The organism is Enterobacter sp. Bisph1 (assembly GCF_000814905.1).
GTDB lineage: Bacteria > Pseudomonadota > Gammaproteobacteria > Enterobacterales > Enterobacteriaceae > Kosakonia.
In genome coordinates, this window is record NZ_JXAG01000032.1 from 63,170 (window position 1) to 83,464 (window position 20,295).

The window sequence follows — 20,295 nt, forward strand, 5'->3', positions numbered from 1 at the left end:
TATCTATGAGCCAGCAGGATGCCGCTAAAGAGCGCGCCAACACCCGCAGCAATTTGCGCGTGCTTTCTCTGTTTTCCGCCGCCGCGATTGGCCTGGTGGGCGTACTGGTGATTCTGTATGCCTGGAAACTACCGCCTTTTACCCGGCATACACAATTTACCGATAATGCCTATGTGCGTGGGCAAACGACTTTTATTAGCCCGCAGGTCAACGGCTATATCACCGAGGTGCCGGTACAGGATTTTGCCATGGTGAAAAAAGGCGATCTGATTATGCAGATTGATGACCGTATTTATCGCCAGCGCGTCGATCAGGCGAAAGCGACGCTGGCGATGAAACGGGCGGCGCTGGATAACAATCTCCAGCAGCGTAAAAGCGCGCAGGCGGTGATCGCGCGTAACGAAGCGGCCCTTGCCAGTGCGAAAGCGTTGGATTTAAAAGCGCAGGCCGACCTAAAACGGGTAAAAGCCTTGACCGCCGACGGTTCGCTCTCGATTCGCGAGCGGGATGCGGCGCTCGCCACCGCCGCGCAGAACAGCGCCAGCATAGCCCAGGCGCAGGCAACCCTTGAGATGTCGCGCCAGGATCTGCAAACCACGATAGTTAATCGGGCGTCGTTACAGGCGGATGTCGAAAATGCCCAGGCCGCCCTCCAGCTGGCGCAAATCGACCTGCAAAATACCCGCATTGTCGCCCCGCGCGACGGACAGCTAGGGCAAATCAGCGTCCGCCTTGGCGCGTACGTGACGGCGGGCACGCGTCTTACGTCGCTGGTGCCTTCCCAGCGCTGGGTTATCGCCAATCTCAAAGAGACCCAACTGGCGAATGTGCTGGTCGGTCAGCCGGTGCATTTCACCGTCGATGCGCTGAACGGGCGCAGTTTTAACGGCCGCGTGGAGAGTATTTCCCCCGCTACCGGCGTGGAATTTAGCGCCATCAGCCCCGATAACGCCACCGGTAACTTTGTCAAAATCGCCCAGCGCATTCCCGTGCGCATCCGCGTCGATGCCAAACCCGACGAGATTGCCACATTGCGCCCCGGCATGTCGGTGCAGGTCTCTATTGATACGCGGGAGGCGGATCAATGAAGCTGCGTTTACCGGCCATTCTGTTCACTTTCGCCCTTGCCGGTTGCCAGTCTGCCGATGTGCAACAGGCCAGCCCGTCGTTGCAAATTCCGCAGGCATGGCGCAGCAGCAGCGGCCCTCTGAGCAAAACCGACAGCGTCTGGTGGCGCAATTTTCATGACAGCCAGCTCAACCACTATGTCGATCGGGCCCTGCGCTATAACAGCGATGTGCTGATTGCCCGCGAGCGCATCAAAGAATATCAGGCCCGGGTCTACGCCGCCGATAGCGCCCTGTTCCCCGAGCTGGATGCGGGATTGTCCGGCACCCGCGCCCGTTCTCAGTCGTCGGTTACCGGTCAGCCGATTTACGGCACGTTGTATAAAGGCAATTTGACCGCCAGTTATAACGTCGATATCTGGGGCGCGAGCCGCAGCGCCTCGCGCGCAGCGGATGCTTCGCTTGAGGCGCAAAAGGCCGCTGCTGCCGCCGCTGATTTGACGGTCGCTACCAACGTCGCCACCGGCTATCTGACGCTGTTATCCCTCGATGAGCAGTTGCGGGTAACCCAGGCCACGCTGCAGGCGCGGGAGGACGCGTTGCGGCTGGCCCGCCGTCAGTACGAAACAGGCTATACTTCACGGCTGGAGCTGATGCAGTCCGACAGCGAGCTACGCGCGACCCGTGCGCAGATACCGGTACTGCAACATCAAATCGCCCAGCAGGAAAATGCGCTGAGCCTGCTGCTTGGTGACAATCCCGGTGCAGTGAAGCGCGGAGAATTTAACGCCCTAACGCCGCTTCAGTTGCCGTCACAGCTGCCCTCCACCTTGCTGAACCGCCGACCGGATATTGTACAGGCGCAGCGCCAGCTCGTGGCCGCCGACGCCACCCTTGCGACGTCACAGGCGAAATTGCTGCCGTCAATTAACCTGACGGCAACCAGCAGTATCCAGGATAACACCCTGCCCGGTTTGCTGGATAACCCGCTACGGTTGTGGAGTATTGGCGGCAGTATTCTTGCGCCGTTGCTGAATCGTCAGGCGCTTAACGCCCAGGTTGATATCTCGCAATCCCAGCGTAACCAGGCGCTTTACAGTTATGAAAAGACCGTGCGCAACGCGTTTAAAGAGGTGAACGACAGCCTTGATGCGATGCAACGCCTGGGTGAGCAACTCGGCGAACTGACAGGGCAAGTGGATGTCGCGCAGGAGACGTTACGTCTTGCGCAAAACCGTTACCACAATGGTTATTCCTCCTATTTGGAGGTGCTGGACGCCCAGCGCACGCTGTTTTCCGCCCAACTGAGCGCGGTGCAGGTTAAAAACAATCTGCTGCTGGCGCAGGTGGATCTCTATCGCGCCCTCGGCGGCGGCTGGTCCGGTCTGAACTAAATTTCCATAAACCAGGAGTAATGCTATGCAGCAGAAATGGTCCATGGTTGATGAGTATTTTGAAAAGCAGTTAATTGAACAGGACGAAATCCTGCAGCGGGTGCTGGCGAACAACCAGCGCGCCGGACTACTGGCAATTGATGTTTTGCCCACCCAGGGGCAGTTACTGGACTCCGTTTGGGAAACGGGAAATATTGTCCGTTAAGCCCGATTTTTGACCACCGACGACAAGCGGTGTAATCACACTCATCATTCCTCAAATGCGAACATTGAAATCAAACTCCGTCCATATACAACACCAGGTTATCTGATCAGAATTAAGGCTGTTTTATTGACAGAGGAATAACTGATGACCCGTGTACTGATCCTTGGTGCTGCAGGTTCACTGGCGCGAGTAGTTACCCGCTACCTGCTGGCACATACTGATACTCATCTCACCCTTTATTTACGCAATGCTGAAAGACTGAGTTTTCCAGACATGTCTCGCGTCACCATCGTTGAAGGAGATGTGATGGACAGCCATCGGCTGGAAGCCGCTATGGAAGGCCAGGATGTGGTCTGTGCCAGCCTCTCCGGTAATATTGCGTCACAGGCAGAAAATATTATTCGGGCGATGAAAGCCCGGCACCTCAACCGGCTGATTTTCATCAGTTCAATGGGCATTTATGATGAAGTTCCGGGTGAGAATTACGGCAACGAGCTGGCAACTTACCGGGAGGCCGCCACCGTCGTGGAGGCATCGGGGCTGGAGTACACGCTACTCCGTCCGGGATGGTTCACTAACGGTGATGAGGTAAATTACACCCTGACGCATAAATGTGAGCCCTTTCTTGGGCAGAGCGTGTCTCGGCTCAGTATTGCAGATCTGATTACACGTCTGGTCACAACACCCGAATTATACGTGCGGGAGAGTCTGGGGATCGCCCGGGTCTGATAAACATGCTCCACTATTCATGGAACAGTTCACGCAGAATATTCGTAAGTGCATCGAATACCACACGAATGCGCATTGGGATGAGCGGCTGATGCGGGCGGAAAATATATAACTGGTAAGGTGAAAAATTCTGCTCTGGAAAGAGATTAACCAGTTCCCCGCGTTGCAGATAAGGGCGCACTGTAATATCCGGCAACTGGCTGAAGGTCCTGGCTGCCAGCGCAGCAGCCAGTTCACTACCGATATCATTAGCAATAAACGCAGGTTTTACCGGAAAGAATGAACTACCGTCTGCGAACTGCCATGGCCAGACCCGCCCGGAATTTCTATTGTTCAGCGCGCTCAGTGGATAATCGTATTGCAAGGATCGTAAGGACTCGGGTTCGCCCAGGCGGTTAATCAGCTCCGGCGCAGCGACAATACAGGAGCCTACGGAGCGGACCGTTTTAACAATAAAACGGTTATCAGGCACTGAACCGACACGAATGCCGATATCAATCTGCTCATCGATGATGTTCAGATGCGCATCGGTGGGAAGCCACTCAATGGTTAAATCGGGATAAGGTGACAACGTGCGTAGCAGATGGTGCACGATATCCTGGTTTTCAAATAACGGCGGCAGTGTCACCCGGACCCGACCAGTCATATCCCGGCTGTTCTGCGTTCTGTCAGCATTGAATAACGTCTCGCTTTCAGCCAGCAACTTTTCCGCTTTCGGCCACAGTTGTTGCCCGAAAGGGGTCAGTGTCATCTGCCGGGTATTGCGCAGAAATAGCATCTCTCCCAGTTGTTTTTCCAGCTCCGCAATGGCGCGGGTGACTATCTGCGGAGCCAGACCCAGTCGGTTCGCGGTTTCCCGGAATTTCAGTGTTTCTGCCGCCGTACAAAATATCTTTAATGCGTCGAGTTTATCCAGCACTACCCGGTTCCTGTTTTGCGTCTTTGAATGCCCCTATTATATCAAAATCAGGAATACTGAAAGCAAAAACAATTCATGGTTTTGTAGTTATCCCCTGGGGATAATTTCTCTTATCGAAACGAGGGCACCCTTCGGTGTAACAGGAAATACCATGTCAAATACTACGTTATATCATCGACTGTCCGGCGGTGAGCCAGTCAGTATGTTATCACCTGAATACCATGAAGCCATTCATGACATGGGAGCGTCATGGGCAATCAACACCGCGATTAACCGTGCGGAATACACTTTTCTGGATGGCTCGCTCCATCCGTTATTTGACCAATTGTTTGGTCGGGAACTGGACAGTTCCAGCCAGATTTTGCCACCGGTCTATGTCGATTTTGGTCCGCAGGTTCGGGTAGGTAAAAAAGTGTTTATCAACCACAACTGCACCATGATGGCCGCAGGCGGTATTGTTATTGACGATGATGTGCAGATTGGGCCGCAGGTCACGCTGACAACCACTAATCATGACTTTGATGACCGTTTTACGCTGTTGTGTAAACCCATTCACATCAAACGCAATGTCTGGATCGGGGCCCGCGCGCTCATCCTGCCGGGTGTGACAGTAGGTGAAAATGCGGTGATTGCCGGGGGCGCTGTTGTCACCAAAGACGTGGAGCCTGATGTTGTTGTGGGTGGCTCTCCGGCACGGGTGCTGAAGCGCCTGGATTAAAATTTAACAAACGATATGAGGATAAAATCGTGACTGAACATGAAATCGCGCAGCGTCTGGCGCTAAAAGAACTGGTTGATACCTTTTCAAACCTGGCAGATGAAAAAGACGTGGCTGCGCAGATGCCCCTCTTTACCCCGGATGCGTATGTCAACGTCGTAATGGATGGCAAGGTGGTTTTCGAACTGTATGGCCGTGAACAGATCAATGAAGCTTTCAGCGGTTATCTTTCTCAGTTCAGTATTGTCTACCATCAAAACGGTCAGCAAACGGTCAGCATTGATGGTAACACTGCGCAGGGGATCGCTTACTGTCAGGTCACCCTGATTAAAGAAGAGGACGGCCAGCGCCTTAAGCAGACCAGTGGCGTGCGTTATCGCGATCGATACGTTTACCAGGACAGCCAATGGCTGATTGCCGAGCGGCTATCGGACTTTATGTGGACAGATATTCATCCAATATCGTAAGTATTGTGCTGACCGTGTATTGATGAACACCATTCATTAGTGCTATCAGATTTTGCACGCTAAACGTTAATGCCAGCCTGGATTATGCTTTGGGTCTGCCACGCATTTAAGGAGACCATGATGCAGACTGCCACACTGAATAACGGTGTCAAAATACCCCTGATGGGTTTCGGCGTTTATCAGATGACGGATGCTGCCGAATGTGAGCATGCTGTACTTGATGCCATCGAAACAGGCTATCGCCTGATTGATACGGCAGCATCCTACCAGAATGAAACGCAGGTCGGAAATGCGCTTAAGCAAAGCGGTATTGTACGTAACGAACTCTTTATTACTACCAAACTCTGGCTTCAGGGTGCCAGTTATGACGGTGCTAAAGCACAGTTCGAACGTTCCCTGAACCGCCTGCAACTGGATTATGTTGATTTATATCTGATTCATCAGCCATACGGTGATGTCCATGGTGCCTGGCGCGCAATGGAAGAGTTGTATCGTGCCGGAAAAATTCGTGCGATCGGCGTCAGCAACTTTCACCCGGACCGGCTGGCCGATCTTATCGCCTTCAGTCAGGCCATTCCGGCAGTCAACCAGGTTGAAGTCAATCCGTTCAACCAGCAACTGCATGCCGTGCCGTGGATGCGGAGTCGGGGTATTCAGCCTGAAGCCTGGGCTCCTTTCGCCGAGGGACGAAATGGGCTGTTCCAGCACCCGGAACTGACAGCCGTGGGCGAAAAATATGGCAAAAGTGTGGGACAGGTTGTTCTGCGCTGGCTATATCAGCGCGGTATTGTGTCGCTGGCGAAAACAGTACGTAAAGCACGAATGGCAGAGAATATCCATATCCTCGACTTCGAACTGAGTACTGATGACATGCAGCGAATTACCGCGCTGGATACTGCAACCAGCGCTTTCTTCTCGCATCGCGACCCCGCCATCGTAGAGTGGCTGGCAGATCGAAAACTCGACGTTTAACGCCGACTCAACAGAGGTAGTTTTTATGCTAAAGCGTTATCTTGGGCAATCCGGGCTTGAAGTCTCCGCGCTGGGGCTGGGATGCATGGGGCTGAGCCACGGCTATGGCCCGGCGACCGATACCCGTCAGGCAATCGAACTCATCCGCGCCGCCGTTGAACGTGGCGTGACCTTCTTCGACACCGCCGAAGTCTATGGCCCCTATCTGAATGAAGAAGTCGTCGGTGAGGCGCTGAAGCCGTTTCGCGACCGGGTGGTGATTGCCACCAAATTTGGTTTTACCTTCGGTGATGACAACAAACAGCAGATTTTAAACAGTCGCCCGGAGCATATCCGTAAAGCCGTCGAAGGATCGCTTAAGCGCCTCAAAACGGATGTCATTGATCTGTTGTATCAGCACCGTGTCGATCCCGACGTGCCGATTGAAGACGTGGCTGGCACGGTGAAAGATTTGATTGCGGAAGGTAAAGTGAAACACTTTGGTCTCTCTGAAGCGGGAGTAGAGACTATTCGCCGCGCTCATGCGGTACAGCCCGTTGCTGCTCTACAGAGTGAATACTCCATGTGGTGGCGCGAGCCTGAGCAGGACATTCTTCCGCTGCTGGAAGAGCTGGGTATTGGTTTTGTGCCGTTCAGTCCGTTAGGTAAAGGTTTTCTGACCGGGGCGATTAAAACCGGAACCACCTTTGGGCAGGATGATTTCCGCAGCAAAGTACCGCGCTTTGCGGCAGAGGCGCTTGAAGCCAATGAAAAACTGGTTACCCTACTGGGCGAGCTTGCGAGTGAAAAAGGGGTGACCTCCGCGCAAATCGCGCTGGCCTGGCTACTGGCGCAAAAACCGTGGATTGTGCCGATCCCTGGAACCACGAAACAATATCGACTGGAAGAAAACCTCGCAGCAGCAGAACTCACGCTGGCGACGGAAGATTTGCGCAAAATAACCCAGGCGCTTGATGCAATAGACATCGTGGGCGAGCGTTATCCTGCGGCGCTTCAGGCCCGGGTGGGTCGTTAGTATTGCGAGACTGGCTGGCGGGTTTTCCGCCAGCGACTTTCACCGGAGAGGAGCTGGCGCCCTGCAGGCGAAGATACCGCTATCCGGTATAACGCAACGCTTCTATCAGTAGCGTAAAGGCCAGTGGGTGCTGTCTGCGGCTGGGATAATAGAGATAGTAACCGGCAAAGGACGGGCTCCACTCATCCAGCACCTTAACCAGCGCGCCGGTGCGGATATGCTCCGCGACCGAATCCTCCGGCACACAGGTAATGCCAAAACCTTCCCGCGCCGCATCAATGCGCTCTGTCAGCCGGTTGAGGGTTAACTGTCCCTCCACTTTTACGCGTAGCGGTTTTCCCTCTTTCTCAAACTCCCAGTGGTAAACGCCGCCTGCCGTGGGCAGACGCATATTGATACAGCAGTGATCCTGCAAATCATGGGGCGTCTGCGGTGCGCCATGCTGGCTTAAATAGCCCGGTGACGCCACCGTCACCAGGCGCATATCCGGGCCAATTTTCACGGCGATCATGTCTTTATCCACGCTTTCCCCCAGCCGGACGCCTGCATCAAAACCGCCCTGGACAATATCGACAAAACCATTATCCACCACCAGTTCAACGTGAATTTCCGGGTATTCGCGCAGAAACGGTTTCAGTTTCGGCCACAGCAGACTGCCCATGGCGTGTTCACCGACAGAAAGCCGGATGTTGCCTGATGCAATGCCGTTCATCTGGACAATATTTTCCAGGTCCTGCTCCAGTACCGCCAGCCCGGGCTCCAGGCAGGCGAGAATGCGCTCTCCGGCTTCCGTCGGCGCCACGCTCCGGGTTGTGCGGGTCAGCAGCCGCAAATTCAGCCGCGTTTCCAGCGCCTTGACGGCATGGCTCAGCGCCGATTGTGATACGCCGAGTTTCCCCGCCGCTTTAGTAAAACTGCGCTCTTTCGCCACGACCAGAAAAAATTGCAGCTCATTAAAATTCTCTTTCAGCAAGACACTTCCTCAACGGCCAGATTCATGAGATTCATTCATAGACGCAATCATTGTAGCCCCGTTACTCAGAATAATGACCACTGGTATCCTTTTTTCATCGCAGAAATTCTGCCAGATGAACGGGGCCAGATAATGAAAGTATTAATTGCAGGGGCCACAGGCAGTATCGGACGCCTTGTCGTCAATACCATGCTGGCGCAGGGATATCAGGCCCGGGCCATCGTGAGAACCCCGCAAAAAGCCGCGCTGCTGCCCGCTCCTTTGAACTGGTGGCTGAGCGCGGCAATGCTCAGCACGACCTGAAACCGCTGTTTGCCGCGCTTCGCGCGGATCCCCCCGGAAAGCCGGATGCCATTGGCGATATCAATAATATGCCGCTTGCCGATGAGCCTGAGTGTGTACTGAAAGAACTGAACGCCATGGTCTCTCGCTTTCGCTAGTACTTCAGGCAAAGGATAAAAATCATGAACGATATCATTGTTGTCATCGGTGCTGGCTCTATTGGCCAGGCGATTGCCCGCCGGGTCAGCGCCGGTAAACATATTCTGCTGGCGGATCTTCGCCAGCAGAATGCTGAAGCCGCAGCGACGGTACTGATAAATGCTGGTTTTACTGTCAGTACGGCCATCGCCAATGTGGCTGAACGTGCTTCGGTTGAAGCATTGGCCAGACAGGCTCAGTCGCTGGGTAATGTCACCGGATTGGTTCACTCAGCGGGTGTTTCTCCGTCACAGGCCTCGCCGGAAACCATTCTGAAGGTGGATCTTTACGGTACTGCGCTGGTACTTGACACGTTTGGGCAGATTATCGCCCCGGGCGGCAGCGGCATCGTTATTGCTTCCCAATCAGGCCATCGTCTGGGGCCGCTCACAACAGAACAGAGCGAGGCACTGGCCACCACGCCTGTTGAAGCATTGCTGACGCTGCCTATGTTACAGCCGGAGCAAATAACCGATCCGCTTCTGGCCTATCAGTATTCAAAGCGGGGCAATGCCCTGCGCGTTATGGCTGAAGCGGTTAAATGGGGTAAACGCGGCGCCCGGGTGAACACCATCAGCCCCGGTATTATTTTCACCCCGCTGGCCAATGATGAACTCAGTGGCCCCCGGGGGGCCGGTTACCGTCAGATGCTGAAGAAATCTCCGGCTGGACGAGGGGGTACACCGGATGAAGTCGGCGCGTTGGCCGCATTACTGATGGGGCCTGAAGGCACCTTTATTACCGGCAGTGATTTTCTGATGGATGGTGGTGTCACAGCCTCATACTGGTACGGTGATTTAAAACCCCGTAGCTGATACCGAAAGCGGCAGGCAGGTCGTCTGCTGCTTTCAACTCGCATGCCATTCCGTTGCTGTTTGACTCTACTTTTGTGGTTCTCACTATGTCTGAAAATACCGCTATGCTTTCCCGTTCCCGGATCGCGGTGGGCGCAGGTTTTATTATCCTGCTCAGCGCGCTGATGGCGCTAACTTCGCTCTCCACCGATATTTATCTGCCCGCGATGCCGGTTATGGCAAGGGCGCTTCACGGCGATGCCGAACTGACCATTACCGGTTTCTTAATCGGTTTTACCCTTGCTCAACTGATCTGGGGTCCGGTGAGCGATCATCTGGGCCGGAAAATCCCGCTGTTTATCGGGATGGTCCTGTTTGTCGTGGGCTCTGTCGGTTGCGCCACATCCACCACCATGATGCAGATGGTGTTCTGGCGGGTCTTTCAGGCTATGGGAGCCTGCACGGGGCCGATGCTGGCCCGGGCTATGATAAGAGATTTATTCAATCGTTCTCGCGCCGCCCAGATGCTTTCCACGCTGATGATCGTGATGGCGATAGCCCCGATTGGCGGCCCGCTGCTGGGTGGTTTGATCATAAAGTTCAGCACATGGCCGATGATTTTCTGGCTGCTATCAGCGACAGGCGTGGTGATGTTCCTGGCGTTGCTGACGTTACCGGAGACGCTGCCTGAAGAGCGTCGTATACGCGCCACGCTGAAAGGTGCTTTCGGTAACTATGTCTTTTTGCTAAAAAACCGACGCTTTATGCGCTATACGCTGAGCCTGACGTCCTATTACATGGCGGTTTACGCTTTTATCGCCGGGTCTCCGCTGGTTTACATCAGCTATTACGGCGTCTCGCCGCAGCATTACGGCTGGTTATTCGCTATCAATATCGTCGGCGTCATGTTGCTCAGCACAGTCAACCGGAAGTTGGTACAGCGGTACTCGCTGGATACGTTGCTGAGAACATCTCTGAGCATTGCCGCTATCGCCGCCATTCTGCTGACATTGGCTGCCGGACTGAAAACAGGGGGAATTGCCTTTCTGGCGGTGATGATGTTTATCACGTTCTCGATGAATGGGGTAATTGCCGCGACCTCAACAGCCGCCGCCCTGGATGAGGTCCCGGAAATTGCCGGATCCGCCTCAGCACTCATTGGCGCGCTACAGTATGGCAGCGGCATTGTTTCTACCGGATTACTGGCGTTGTTCAGCGATAACACCCCCTGGACCATGAGCTGGGTTATCGGTTTGTTTACGACTGTCGGGGCGTTACTGGCACTGACGGCAAAGCGGGAGTGCTGACCCAGAGCGGACTTTATCGGCGCAGGCGACCGATGCCAGACGGATTCTTAATACAATGTGAAATATCAGGAGACGGTAATGAACGGAAAATTTGATGGTAATGGTATTTTCCCGAAGGGGCCGAAAAATGAGGCATATGCACAATACTTCCAGGGGACAAGTTATCTGAATATGCTCTCCACGACAGGCGTCGCTATCGGCAATGTGGTGTTTGAGCCGGGGTGTCGTAATAACTGGCATATTCACCACAAAGGTGGACAAATTTTGCTGGTAACCGGTGGCTACGGCTGGTATCAGGAGTGGGGTCAGCCCGCCCGACAGTTGGTTGCCGGTGATGTGGTCAATATTCCCCCTGACACCAAACACTGGCATGGCGCAGCTAAAGACAGCTGGTTTGCCCATATTGCGGTGGAGGTTCCTGCAGAAGGGGCTTCAAATGAGTGGCTGGAGCCCGTGGATGAGGAACAATATAACCTGCTGAAATAAGGTGATGCCATGACTATCCTTCTGTCAGAAATAGTGGTCATGGCATTGTATTATCCTGCTGTCGGTATATTGCCTGGGTACGGCATATCCGGGGCTATATCCTGTCGCATCCGCTGTTTCCCGAATACTCAATTTCTTCACCTTACGGTAGTACAGCACCTTCTGGTGTTGTTCCTTGTCAGCCTGCTTACCCCGGTATTTACCCAACGTATGCGCCCGTTCAATCCCTTATTTTATTGAGATGATCGGGGCCGATCCGCGCCTGACGGCCACCGCGATGCAAACGGTGGGCGTCAAAGGCTGGGATGGGTTTACGCTGGCATGGGTGAACGCCTGACTGACATCAGGCGCTAATTTGCTCCATTGCCTGCAGAATGCGTTTATCGGAGATGGGATAAGGCGTGCCTAACTGCTGGGCAAAGTAGCTGACGCGCAGCTCTTCGATCATCCAGCGGATCGCTTTCACCTCTTCATCTTCCCGGCGCGCGGGCGGCAGTTTATTCAGCCACTGCTGCCACGCCTGCTGGGTGTGCTCGATTTTCAGCATCATTGCCCGGTCACGATGGGGATCGACCGCCAGTTTCTCCAGCCGTTTTTCAATCGCCTGCAAATATCGCAGCGTATCGCCAAGACGGCGGAAACCGTTGCCGGTGACAAAGCCGCGATACACCAGCCCGCTCATTTGCGCTTTGATATCCGACAGCCCCAGCGCCATGGTCATATCCACGCGCCCTTTCAGCCGCTTATTGATATTGAACACTGCGGTGAGGATCTGTTCGACCTGTTTGGCAATTTCCACCACCGTTTCGTTCAGCTCTGCACGCACTTTTTCGTGCAGCGCGGCGAAGGCCTCCTCTGTCCACACCGGGCCGCCCGCTTCGGCAATCAGCTTATCGACGCCGCAGGAAATACAGTCATCAATCAGATCCAGCACTTTGCCGTAGGGGTTGAAATAGAGCCCCAGCTTAGCTTTATTGGGCAGCTTTTCATGCAGATACTTAATCGGTGACGGAATATTTAACAGCAGCAGACGGCGCAGGCCGCCCCACATCGCCTGTTGCTGATCCAGCGGGTTATCAAACAACTTGATCGCCACGCTGTCACGCTCGTCTACCAGCGCCGGCCAGGCTTTCACTTGGTAATTGCCGCGTTTCTGCTCGTAATTTTCCGGTAGCTGACCAAAACTCCACAGATGCAGCCCGCTCTGCTCGATACCGTCGTCGGCCACCGCCGACAAGGTTTCCTGAACTTTGCCTTTCAGGCTATCTTTCAGCGCCTGCAGGGAACGCCCTTCGCGCAGTTTTTTGTTCTTATCATCCACGACACGGAAGCTGATTTTCAGGTGATCCGGCACCTGATCCCAGTGCCAGTCATCGCGATCGACGGTCACACCGGTCATCCGGCGCAGCTCGCGCTCCAGGGCATCCAGCAGCGGCAGTTCAAGCGGCGTAACGCGACCGAGGAATGCTTCGGCGTAGTTCGGCGCGGGAACGAAATTGCGGCGCGTCGGCTTCGGCAGCGATTTAATCAGCGCAATCACCAGTTCGCGGCGCAGGCCGGGAATTTGCCACTCGAAACCGCTCTCTTCCACCTGGTTTAATAGCGGCAGCGGAATATGTACCGTTACGCCGTCGGCATCCGCGCCCGGTTCAAACTGATAGCTCAGGCGTAGCTTCAGGTTGCCCTGGTGCCAGAAGTTCGGGTAGTCGAGTTTGCTGACCCCTTCGGCACCCTCTTTGATCAACATGCTCTTTTCGAAATTGAGCAGATCGGGCATTTCGCGGCTGGCCTTTTTCCACCAGCTATCGAAATGGCGCGCCGAGACAACTTCGTGGCTGATGCGCTGGTCGTAGAACTCAAACAGGGTTTCGTCATCCACCAGAATGTCGCGGCGGCGGGATTTATGTTCCAGCTCTTCCACTTCCGAGCGCAGCTTCAGGTTGTCGCGAAAGAACGCGTGGCGGGTTTGCCAGTCGCCTTCCACCAGCGCATGACGAATAAACAACTCACGGGACAGGGCCGGATCGATTTGGCTGTAGTTCACCTTGCGCGCGGCGACGATTGGCAGACCGTAAACCGTCACTTTTTCCATCGCCATTACCGCGCCCTGCGCCCGCTCCCAGTGCGGTTCGCTCCAGGAACGTTTAAGCAGATGCTGCGCCACCGGCTCAACCCACTCCGGATCGATGCGCGCGGCGATGCGCCCCCACAGGCGGCTGGTTTCCACCAGTTCGGCGACCATCGTCCACTTCGGCGGCTTTTTAAATAAGCCGGAACCCGGGAAGATGGCGAAACGGGCATTACGCGCACCGGTGTACTCCTGCTTCTCGGCATCTTTCATACCGATATGGGACAACAGACCGGTTAACAAGGCGATATGAATTTCGCGGTATTCCGCCGGTTCACTGTTTACCGGGATCCCCAGCTCTTTCACCACCTGGCGCAGCTGGGTGTAGATATCCTGCCATTCACGCACGCGTAAATAGTTGAGGTAATCGACCCGGCACTGACGGCGGAACTGATTAGAAGAGAGTGCTTTTTGCTGCTCGCCGATGTAGTTCCACAAGTTCACAAAGGCGAGGAAATCAGACTCTTTATCGTGGAAGCGCTGGTGCTTTTCGTCCGAGGCCTGTTTTTTATCCAGCGGCCGCTCGCGCGGATCCTGAATCGACAGCGCCGAGGTGATGATCATCGCTTCGCGTACGCAACCATGTTTTTGTGCTTCCAGCACCATGCGTGCCAGACGCGGATCGACGGGCAGCTGTGACAGCTGGCGACCTAGGGTTGTCAGTTTATAAGCCGTTTGCTGCTCATCGCTGGCAATCGCGCCAAGCTCTTCCAGCAGCCGTACGCCGTCCTGAATATTGCGCTTATCCGGTGCTTCAACAAACGGGAAGGCCGCGATATCGCCGAGTCCCAACGCCGTCATCTGCAAAATGACCGATGCGAGGTTGGTACGCAGGATCTCCGGGTCGGTAAATTCCGGGCGCGAGAGAAAATCATCTTCCGAATAGAGACGAATACAGATCCCTTCAGAGACGCGTCCGCAGCGCCCTTTACGCTGGTTAGCAGAAGCCTGCGAAACCGGCTCAATCGGCAGACGCTGCACTTTGGTGCGATAGCTGTAGCGGCTGATACGCGCCGTACCGGGATCTATCACATATTTAATCCCCGGCACCGTCAGCGAGGTTTCCGCCACGTTGGTCGCCAGCACGATGCGCCGCCCGCCGTGGGGCTGGAACACGCGGTTCTGCTCGCTATTCGATAGACGAGCGTAGAGCGGCAAAATTTCTGTATGGCGCAGATCGCGCTTACTCAGAGCATCGGCGGTATCGCGGATTTCGCGCTCGCCGCTCATAAAGATCAGGATATCGCCGGGGCTTTCGCGCCCCAGCTCGTCTACGGCGTCGAAAATCGCCTGTAGCTGATCGCGCTCGGTATCATCAGCTTCTTCGACAATCGGGCGATAACGCACTTCTACCGGATAGGTTCGCCCGGAGACTTCGATAATCGGCGCATTGTTAAAATGGCGCGAGAAGCGTTGCGGATCGATGGTCGCTGAGGTAATGATGACTTTCAGGTCCGGGCGACGCGGCAATAACTCGCGCAGATAGCCCAGCAAAAAGTCGATATTCAGGCTGCGTTCGTGCGCCTCATCGATAATCAGCGTGTCGTACTGCATCAGCATCCGATCCTGCTGGATTTCCGCCAGCAGAATACCGTCGGTCATCAGTTTGACCATCGTGTTGTCGCTGACGTGATCGCTAAAGCGTACCTTGTAGCCGATACAGCCGCCCGGCTCGGTTTTCAACTCTTCGGCGATACGGTTAGCGACGGTGCGCGCCGCCAGACGACGCGGTTGAGTATGGCCGATCAGCCCTTTGATTCCGCGCCCTAACTCCATGCAGATTTTCGGTAGCTGGGTGGTTTTACCGGAACCGGTTTCCCCCGCCACTATCACCACCTGGTTATCGCGGATGGCTTCGAGGATCGCCTGTTTTTTCTGGCTGACCGGCAGGTTATCCGGGTAATCAATAGCCGGCCGCGCGGCCTCGCGCTGCGTCACTTTAGCGGCGGATTCGCCTATCTCTTGCGCCAACTGCTGCAATAGCGCCTGTTGAGATTCAGGGTTTTTGATTTTCTTGCTGCCATGAAGGCGGCGGGAAAAGCGCTGTTGATCGCGCAGCATTAGCGCGCCGAGCTGTTTTTGAAGATCGGTAATGGTCAATTTCTGTTGTTCTGTCATCGCGTTATTGGGCAGAGCGCTGCCGGAATACATCTAAAGTTTCCAATCGCAACAGGATAGCACATCGCCGTAATCCTTTTCTTGTTCAAGAAATTCGAACATAGGATTCGATATATTGCGCTATTCATGTTGTTAAATAGTGAATAGAGTGTCATGACGTCACGGGGCAACCCACAGCAATAACAACAAAGGAAACAGCCAATGAGCAAAGTTTTGGTTCTTAAATCCAGTATTCTGGCAGGGTATTCACAGTCTGGTCAGTTAGCCGATTATTTCGTTGAGCAATGGCGTGAAAAACACCCGGGCGACGAGGTCACCGTGCGCGATCTGGCGGCGAACCCGATTCCGGTACTGGATGGCGAACTGGTTGGCGCGCTGCGCCCGAGCGATGCACCGCTGACGCCGCGTCAGCAGGACGCGCTGAATCTCTCCGACGAGCTGATTGCAGAACTGCAGGCTCACGATGTGATCGTGATTAATGCCCCGATGTACAACTTCAATATTCCGACCCAGTTGAAAAACTATTTTGACCTGGTCGCCCGTGCGGGCGTGACCTTCCGTTACACCGAAGCGGGCCCGGAAGGCCTGGTGAAAGGTAAACGTGTGGTGGTGGTTTCCAGCCGTGGCGGCATCCATAAAGATACCCCTTCTGACCTGATTGCGCCGTACCTGACACTGTTCCTCGGCTTTATCGGCATTACCGATGTGAACTTTGTCTTCGCTGAAGGCATCGCTTACGGACCGGAAGTGGCGAGTAAAGCGCAGACCGACGCGAAAGCCGCGATCGATAGCCTGGTAGCCGCTTAAGATCTGCCCCTCTCACCGCCCGGTGGGAGGGTTTTTATGCCCCACTGTGTAAACCCTTCCGACCGCTTCTAAGATAAACGCGACAAGATTCACACCACGCTGGTGTCTGATTACGCGTTGTCCTCAGCACGCCGCTTAGGGTTTCTTCAGCCATTTACCGTTGATGCCCTGCACATAATCGCCGGGCCTGGCGCGCTCCACCAGTTTCTGCCCGGCCATTTTTGCCACATCATCAATGGCGATATTATTGCGCTCGGCTAACTGCTGATAACTCTCGGTGCGCGCTTTATTGATGCGATCTACCAGCATGAGGGTCTCTTTATCCTGGCTTATCGGCGCAAGGTAGCCGTTGAGGGTTTCCCCGACGCGCCCCTGGGAACGCGCCTCGTCGAGGGTCAGCGCCAGCGCGCTTAGGCTATACAGGTTCAGCACCAGCAATGCGGTTACGATACATTTTTTCATGATCGCCTCAGAACAGATCGCTGCGGGTTTTCAGTAAGGTTTCCACGTCTTTATCCACTTTAATATGAATTTCATGTTCAATCTTCACATTCATATTGATGGTGATCGGCTCTTTCGGTGCCGCCACTTCGATGCGCGGCGTACAGGCGGCCAGCATTATGGTGGTTATCATAACGGGCACGGCTTTCAGGGTTTTCATTGTTTATCCTCACACTCTTCGCCCTTCGCACAGCGGGCTTTTGGCAGCGCCGCGTGTTGCTCAAGCCATGACTGCAAATTGTCGCCAAAACGTAGACTGCGCCATAAGGTGAATACGTTCTCCTCATGGGTATAGTTCAAATTTACGGTACTGCTTTTGCCGTCGACAAAACTGGTGCCGCTCAGCACGGCCTGCAGGGTTAATACTCCCAGATTATCCAGGTTGATTTTTGTCCATGAACGGGCGATTTCCATATAGCGCAGCCAGTTAATCGCCGCGCCTGCTGTCATATGATCTTTGACTATCGCATCGGCGGTATCTTTATCCATTCGCAGCGTCATTGGGCCGGGGTTATGCAGCCAGCCATCTTTAATAATCCATTGCGGGTTATCCAGCCACAGCGGCAGCGCACCGTCAAACGGCCCGGAAAGGGCGAACTGTTTGGGATTGACAGCGCTGATGACCTCGCTGGCAGAGATATGTTTGAGGCGCAGCAATGCCGGATCGTGCTGCGGCATACGCAGTTGCTGCATCGTCACTTTGCCGCCCAGCACATCGACGCTGACATCGCTCAGCACCAGCGGGTTTTCTTCGCTCCATGGCCAGGCGCCTTGCAAATCGGCGGTAATGTTTTTTGCCGTCACCTGATTGGTAATCTCGCCGATGCGCAGTGACACCGGTCTGTGGGTTCCCAGCAGCCAGCTCCCTTCGCGGTAGCGGAATGGCAGCACAAAATCGACGCCGCTGATTTTGTTATCGGGCGTCCAGACGCCGCCGTTTTTTAGCACCCCATGTCCGCCCGCTTCAAAGCCCTGATCCTGGGCCGCGGAAAAGGCCACCTGGGCGTACAAATTGCCGTCCAGCAGCTTCATTTTCCACTCTGGCGGTAGCAGCGGCTGGAAAACAAACAGCGCCTGCTGCGGCCACCACGCCTGGCCGCGCAGACGCTCGCCGTCCCAGCGGCCATTGACCTGCACCGGGCCAATATTGTCGGCCTGCAGCGAGCCTTTAAACTGGAAAAATGTCGGCTCGCTACCGGAAACGCTAAATTTCAGCGTCGAAGGTGGCAATACGCTGCCTGCGCTAAAGGTGGTTTGCCCGGCATCCAGCGTCAGCGCGCCGGTAAACTGCGGGTTGTCTTTATCACGTACCCATTGTACCGGCGACTCCAGCACTAATCTGGGTGTCGCCATATGCATCGCGCCATATTGCAGCTGGTCGAAGCCCGTCGACAGATCCGTAAGGGTAATGGTGTTATCGCGCCACTCGCCGCGCCCGGCGACATCCCAGCGCGCATTCATCGGGGTGAAATGCCCCTCGCCCCAGTAGCGCCAGCGCCACAGACCGTTGTCGGGTAAAAAATCGTCCGCCTGGCCGTCAAGATGCAGACGAAAATCCCCCAGCGCGTTCTCATGGGCACGCAGGATGGCTTGTAAACGCCCGTCAATACCGCGCTGGGTCAGTTTGACGCCCGCCAGCGGCCAGCGCACCTCATCAATATTAAGGGAATCAATTATCCGCCCGCGCGAGCGCAGCAGCGCGCTCGGCGCAAAAATCAGTTCTGGCTCGCTAAGGGTGCCCTTCAGCTGCGCCGGCAGCACCGCATACAGCACCAGATCGCCCCGCTTTGCTTCCCCGGTCAGCTGCAGCGGCAGCTCATTACGCTCAGTACCAAGACGGCCCGGTCCCAGCGTTAATACCGCATTGCCTTTCCCGGCATCGCCCTGGGTTAAGACGTTTAAGCGCCCGGAGAACTGCGCTTTGTCCAGTCCCTGTTGCCAGTTGTCGACTTTTAAGCCCACGCGGCCACTAAGGGGAAAACCCTGATAAGGCCAGTTCCAGCGCCCATCGCTGATGGTCAGTTGCTGAGGGGTGAGTTGCCACGGCAGATCGAGCAGCGGATCGCCGCCGTCACGCGCCATGACGACCAGTTGCCCGGCGTTTTCACGCCAGTCGAGATCGACATCGACGACGCCCGGCTGCTGCGCCAGGGTGACGGTGCTTTCCATATGCCCGTTAACCGGCACGCCGTTGGGAACCATCGGCAGGGTAAATTCACCGCCCAGCGTCAGCGGTGGCTGCGCGTCAAACAGCTGCAGCGTCAGACCGTTAACGCTAAGAGCCTGCCCGCGCAAGCGCGCATTGAGTTCAATGCGATCGCCTGTGTAGCTGAGCTGCTGAGTGTCCGGCGTGAGCGCGAGGGATAATTTCCCTCCCCAGGCTTGCCACGGCGAAAGGGTAAACTTCTCTACCGTCAGCCAGCTTTTGGGCAACATCGCCTGCCATTCGGCCAGCGTGCGCGGCGCGGTAGAATCAGTTTCATTTTGTGGCAGTTTATTAATACAGGCAGTGTTAATATCCAGCGCGCTAATTCGCAGCTGCCAGCGGCTGGGATGGGTAAGCTCAGCGTTATGTAACGTCGCCAGCGCGCAGTCATCCGCAAAATAACGCAGTTCAGGAATCAGTAATGCGTGGCGTGTGATGCGTGGATTCTCTTCCAGGGCGATGCGCGTGCCGACCGGCAGCCAGATGCCAACCAGCGTCGGCACCCATTGCGCAAGGGTCATCAGCAGCGTAAGCGGCAGCAAAATAAGCAGTAACACCAGGGCGATGGCGGCTTTGTATTTACCCTTCATGGGCAGCTAATATCCTGATTTTTCATATGATTAAGCCGGTTCGGGCGATTATTGTGTCATGTTTTGCCGCCCCTTTGAAGGCGCGAGCCGTTTTAATCATAGTCCGACGGTTGCCCTTTCAGTAGTGGCAGAAAATAATTCTTTACTATCATTAATTTATGGATTTTGCGTATGTTCACTAAAGGCTCTTTGATTCGCGGCTGGTTTATCGGTGCCACCATTTTCACCTGCTTTACCTTCAGCGATTATCTCAGCGCTCACTATTTTCACGACTCCAAAATCCCGTGGCTCATCGGTGTGATTGCCGCTTTCGCCATTAGTTTTGGCGCAGGCAGTGCATTAAAGCAATTACGCTAACACTCGTCCAATAGGGGATATACTGGATCCATACGCCTGCGCTGGTCTGGCACCATCAATTA

At 55.0% G+C, this 20,295-nt stretch carries 20 protein-coding genes and 2 pseudogenes; 15 read left to right on the forward strand and 7 right to left on the reverse strand.

The window, feature by feature from the left end; all coding sequences use genetic code 11:
- Positions 1 to 5: 5 nt before the first annotated feature.
- From RW65_RS07085 to RW65_RS07100, 4 genes are all read left to right on the forward strand, one after another.
- On the forward strand, positions 6 to 1,088 hold the full coding sequence (locus RW65_RS07085; protein ID WP_039056000.1) for an HlyD family secretion protein: 1,083 nt from the start codon (positions 6 to 8) through the stop codon (positions 1,086 to 1,088).
- Positions 1,085 to 2,461: an efflux transporter outer membrane subunit gene (locus RW65_RS07090; protein ID WP_039056001.1), complete on the forward strand. Its 1,377-nt coding sequence runs from the start codon at positions 1,085 to 1,087 to the stop codon at positions 2,459 to 2,461. Before RW65_RS07085 ends, RW65_RS07090 begins: the two co-directional genes overlap by 4 nt.
- A 25-nt stretch (positions 2,462 to 2,486) precedes the next feature.
- Positions 2,487 to 2,666: a hypothetical protein gene (locus RW65_RS07095; protein WP_039056003.1), complete on the forward strand. Its 180-nt coding sequence runs from the start codon at positions 2,487 to 2,489 to the stop codon at positions 2,664 to 2,666.
- Positions 2,667 to 2,810: 144 nt separating this feature from the next.
- Positions 2,811 to 3,395 (forward strand): NAD(P)H-binding protein, encoded by a 585-nt coding sequence (locus RW65_RS07100; RefSeq protein ID WP_039056004.1) that lies wholly within the window; start codon positions 2,811 to 2,813, stop codon positions 3,393 to 3,395.
- Between the two features lie 13 nt (positions 3,396 to 3,408).
- Here the strand turns inward: RW65_RS07100 and RW65_RS07105 are convergent, their stop codons facing one another.
- Positions 3,409 to 4,314: a LysR family transcriptional regulator gene (locus RW65_RS07105; protein WP_039056005.1), complete on the reverse strand. Its 906-nt coding sequence runs from the start codon at positions 4,312 to 4,314 to the stop codon at positions 3,409 to 3,411.
- Positions 4,315 to 4,465: 151 nt separating this feature from the next.
- Between RW65_RS07105 and RW65_RS07110 the strand changes: the two genes are divergently transcribed.
- The 4 genes from RW65_RS07110 (at position 4,466) to RW65_RS07125 (ending at position 7,486) form a co-directional block, all read left to right on the forward strand.
- Entirely contained in the window at positions 4,466 to 5,032 is a 567-nt protein-coding gene (locus RW65_RS07110) for a DapH/DapD/GlmU-related protein (protein ID WP_039056006.1), read from the forward strand.
- 29 nt (positions 5,033 to 5,061) lie between these two features.
- Entirely contained in the window at positions 5,062 to 5,499 is a 438-nt protein-coding gene (locus RW65_RS07115; RefSeq protein ID WP_039056007.1) for a nuclear transport factor 2 family protein, read from the forward strand.
- A 120-nt stretch (positions 5,500 to 5,619) separates the two neighbouring features.
- Positions 5,620 to 6,471 carry an aldo/keto reductase gene (locus tag RW65_RS07120; protein WP_039056008.1) on the forward strand — a complete coding sequence of 284 codons (852 nt, stop codon included), beginning with the start codon at positions 5,620 to 5,622 and terminating at the stop codon, positions 6,469 to 6,471.
- Positions 6,472 to 6,496: 25 nt separating this feature from the next.
- On the forward strand, positions 6,497 to 7,486 hold the full coding sequence (locus tag RW65_RS07125; RefSeq protein ID WP_039056009.1) for an aldo/keto reductase: 990 nt from the start codon (positions 6,497 to 6,499) through the stop codon (positions 7,484 to 7,486).
- Between the two features lie 79 nt (positions 7,487 to 7,565).
- Here the strand turns inward: RW65_RS07125 and RW65_RS07130 are convergent, their stop codons facing one another.
- A complete protein-coding gene (locus tag RW65_RS07130; RefSeq protein WP_039056010.1) occupies positions 7,566 to 8,459 on the reverse strand; it encodes a LysR family transcriptional regulator in 894 nt (297 codons plus the stop codon).
- Between the two features lie 132 nt (positions 8,460 to 8,591).
- On the opposite strand from RW65_RS07130, the gene RW65_RS22590 reads away from it, so the two are divergent.
- From RW65_RS22590 to RW65_RS07145, 4 genes are all read left to right on the forward strand, one after another.
- On the forward strand, positions 8,592 to 8,762 hold the full coding sequence (locus RW65_RS22590; RefSeq protein WP_072037715.1) for an NAD(P)H-binding protein: 171 nt from the start codon (positions 8,592 to 8,594) through the stop codon (positions 8,760 to 8,762).
- Between the two features lie 161 nt (positions 8,763 to 8,923).
- Positions 8,924 to 9,754 (forward strand): SDR family oxidoreductase, encoded by an 831-nt coding sequence (locus RW65_RS07135; RefSeq protein ID WP_039056011.1) that lies wholly within the window; start codon positions 8,924 to 8,926, stop codon positions 9,752 to 9,754.
- Between the two features lie 86 nt (positions 9,755 to 9,840).
- A complete protein-coding gene (locus RW65_RS07140) occupies positions 9,841 to 11,040 on the forward strand; it encodes a multidrug effflux MFS transporter (RefSeq protein WP_052250284.1) in 1,200 nt (399 codons plus the stop codon).
- Positions 11,041 to 11,118: 78 nt separating this feature from the next.
- A complete protein-coding gene (locus tag RW65_RS07145) occupies positions 11,119 to 11,526 on the forward strand; it encodes a cupin domain-containing protein (protein WP_039056012.1) in 408 nt (135 codons plus the stop codon).
- 37 nt (positions 11,527 to 11,563) lie between these two features.
- Here the strand turns inward: RW65_RS07145 and RW65_RS22995 are convergent.
- Positions 11,564 to 11,754 (reverse strand): annotated as a pseudogene (locus RW65_RS22995) (recombinase family protein); the annotation flags it as partial.
- 1 nt (position 11,755) lies between these two features.
- On the opposite strand from RW65_RS22995, the pseudogene RW65_RS22595 reads away from it, so the two are divergent.
- Positions 11,756 to 11,863: pseudogene (locus tag RW65_RS22595) on the forward strand (methyltransferase); the annotation flags it as partial.
- A gap of 6 nt (positions 11,864 to 11,869) precedes the next feature.
- Here RW65_RS22595 and hrpA read toward each other — a convergent pair.
- The gene (gene hrpA, locus RW65_RS07155; RefSeq protein WP_039056104.1) at positions 11,870 to 15,772 is read right to left on the reverse strand and encodes an ATP-dependent RNA helicase HrpA; all 3,903 of its coding nucleotides are present in this window, start codon (positions 15,770 to 15,772) and stop codon (positions 11,870 to 11,872) included.
- Between the two features lie 201 nt (positions 15,773 to 15,973).
- Here hrpA and azoR point away from each other — a divergent pair, with 201 nt between their 5' ends.
- Positions 15,974 to 16,579 (forward strand): FMN-dependent NADH-azoreductase, encoded by a 606-nt coding sequence (gene azoR, locus RW65_RS07160; protein ID WP_039056014.1) that lies wholly within the window; start codon positions 15,974 to 15,976, stop codon positions 16,577 to 16,579.
- Between the two features lie 135 nt (positions 16,580 to 16,714).
- On the opposite strand, the gene RW65_RS07165 is transcribed toward azoR, so the two are convergent.
- Genes RW65_RS07165 through RW65_RS07175 form a run of 3 tightly spaced genes read right to left on the reverse strand, consistent with a single transcriptional unit; the run spans position 16,715 to position 19,876 of the window.
- Positions 16,715 to 17,041, reverse strand: coding sequence for a YdbL family probable chaperone protein (locus RW65_RS07165; protein ID WP_039056015.1), 327 nt, complete (start codon positions 17,039 to 17,041; stop codon positions 16,715 to 16,717).
- A gap of 7 nt (positions 17,042 to 17,048) precedes the next feature.
- Positions 17,049 to 17,240 carry a YnbE family lipoprotein gene (locus RW65_RS07170; RefSeq protein WP_039056016.1) on the reverse strand — a complete coding sequence of 64 codons (192 nt, stop codon included), beginning with the start codon at positions 17,238 to 17,240 and terminating at the stop codon, positions 17,049 to 17,051.
- Positions 17,237 to 19,876 (reverse strand): YdbH family protein, encoded by a 2,640-nt coding sequence (locus RW65_RS07175; protein ID WP_039056017.1) that lies wholly within the window; start codon positions 19,874 to 19,876, stop codon positions 17,237 to 17,239. Before RW65_RS07175 ends, RW65_RS07170 begins: the two co-directional genes overlap by 4 nt.
- 171 nt (positions 19,877 to 20,047) lie before the next feature.
- On the opposite strand from RW65_RS07175, the gene RW65_RS07180 reads away from it, so the two are divergent.
- Positions 20,048 to 20,233, forward strand: a complete 186-nt coding sequence (locus RW65_RS07180; RefSeq protein ID WP_039056018.1) for a hypothetical protein — start codon at positions 20,048 to 20,050, stop codon at positions 20,231 to 20,233.
- Positions 20,234 to 20,295 lie beyond the last annotated feature (62 nt).

What these genes read in the sequence shown, in the direction of transcription:
- azoR (WP_039056014.1), top strand. Translation starts at nt 15,974, where the DNA reads ATGAGCAAAGTTTTGGTTCTTAAATCCAGTATTCTGGCAGGGTATTCA.
- RW65_RS07165 (WP_039056015.1), bottom strand. Translation starts at nt 17,041, where the DNA reads ATGAAAAAATGTATCGTAACCGCATTGCTGGTGCTGAACCTGTATAGC.
- RW65_RS07095 (WP_039056003.1), top strand. Translation starts at nt 2,487, where the DNA reads ATGCAGCAGAAATGGTCCATGGTTGATGAGTATTTTGAAAAGCAGTTA.
- hrpA (WP_039056104.1), bottom strand. Translation starts at nt 15,772, where the DNA reads ATGACAGAACAACAGAAATTGACCATTACCGATCTTCAAAAACAGCTC.
- RW65_RS07125 (WP_039056009.1), top strand. Translation starts at nt 6,497, where the DNA reads ATGCTAAAGCGTTATCTTGGGCAATCCGGGCTTGAAGTCTCCGCGCTG.
- RW65_RS07090 (WP_039056001.1), top strand. Translation starts at nt 1,085, where the DNA reads ATGAAGCTGCGTTTACCGGCCATTCTGTTCACTTTCGCCCTTGCCGGT.
- RW65_RS07100 (WP_039056004.1), top strand. Translation starts at nt 2,811, where the DNA reads ATGACCCGTGTACTGATCCTTGGTGCTGCAGGTTCACTGGCGCGAGTA.
- RW65_RS07145 (WP_039056012.1), top strand. Translation starts at nt 11,119, where the DNA reads ATGAACGGAAAATTTGATGGTAATGGTATTTTCCCGAAGGGGCCGAAA.
- RW65_RS07135 (WP_039056011.1), top strand. Translation starts at nt 8,924, where the DNA reads ATGAACGATATCATTGTTGTCATCGGTGCTGGCTCTATTGGCCAGGCG.
- RW65_RS07110 (WP_039056006.1), top strand. Translation starts at nt 4,466, where the DNA reads ATGTCAAATACTACGTTATATCATCGACTGTCCGGCGGTGAGCCAGTC.
- RW65_RS07175 (WP_039056017.1), bottom strand. Translation starts at nt 19,876, where the DNA reads ATGAAGGGTAAATACAAAGCCGCCATCGCCCTGGTGTTACTGCTTATT.
- RW65_RS07085 (WP_039056000.1), top strand. Translation starts at nt 6, where the DNA reads ATGAGCCAGCAGGATGCCGCTAAAGAGCGCGCCAACACCCGCAGCAAT.
- RW65_RS07180 (WP_039056018.1), top strand. Translation starts at nt 20,048, where the DNA reads ATGTTCACTAAAGGCTCTTTGATTCGCGGCTGGTTTATCGGTGCCACC.
- RW65_RS22590 (WP_072037715.1), top strand. Translation starts at nt 8,592, where the DNA reads ATGAAAGTATTAATTGCAGGGGCCACAGGCAGTATCGGACGCCTTGTC.
- RW65_RS07170 (WP_039056016.1), bottom strand. Translation starts at nt 17,240, where the DNA reads ATGAAAACCCTGAAAGCCGTGCCCGTTATGATAACCACCATAATGCTG.
- RW65_RS07120 (WP_039056008.1), top strand. Translation starts at nt 5,620, where the DNA reads ATGCAGACTGCCACACTGAATAACGGTGTCAAAATACCCCTGATGGGT.
- RW65_RS07140 (WP_052250284.1), top strand. Translation starts at nt 9,841, where the DNA reads ATGTCTGAAAATACCGCTATGCTTTCCCGTTCCCGGATCGCGGTGGGC.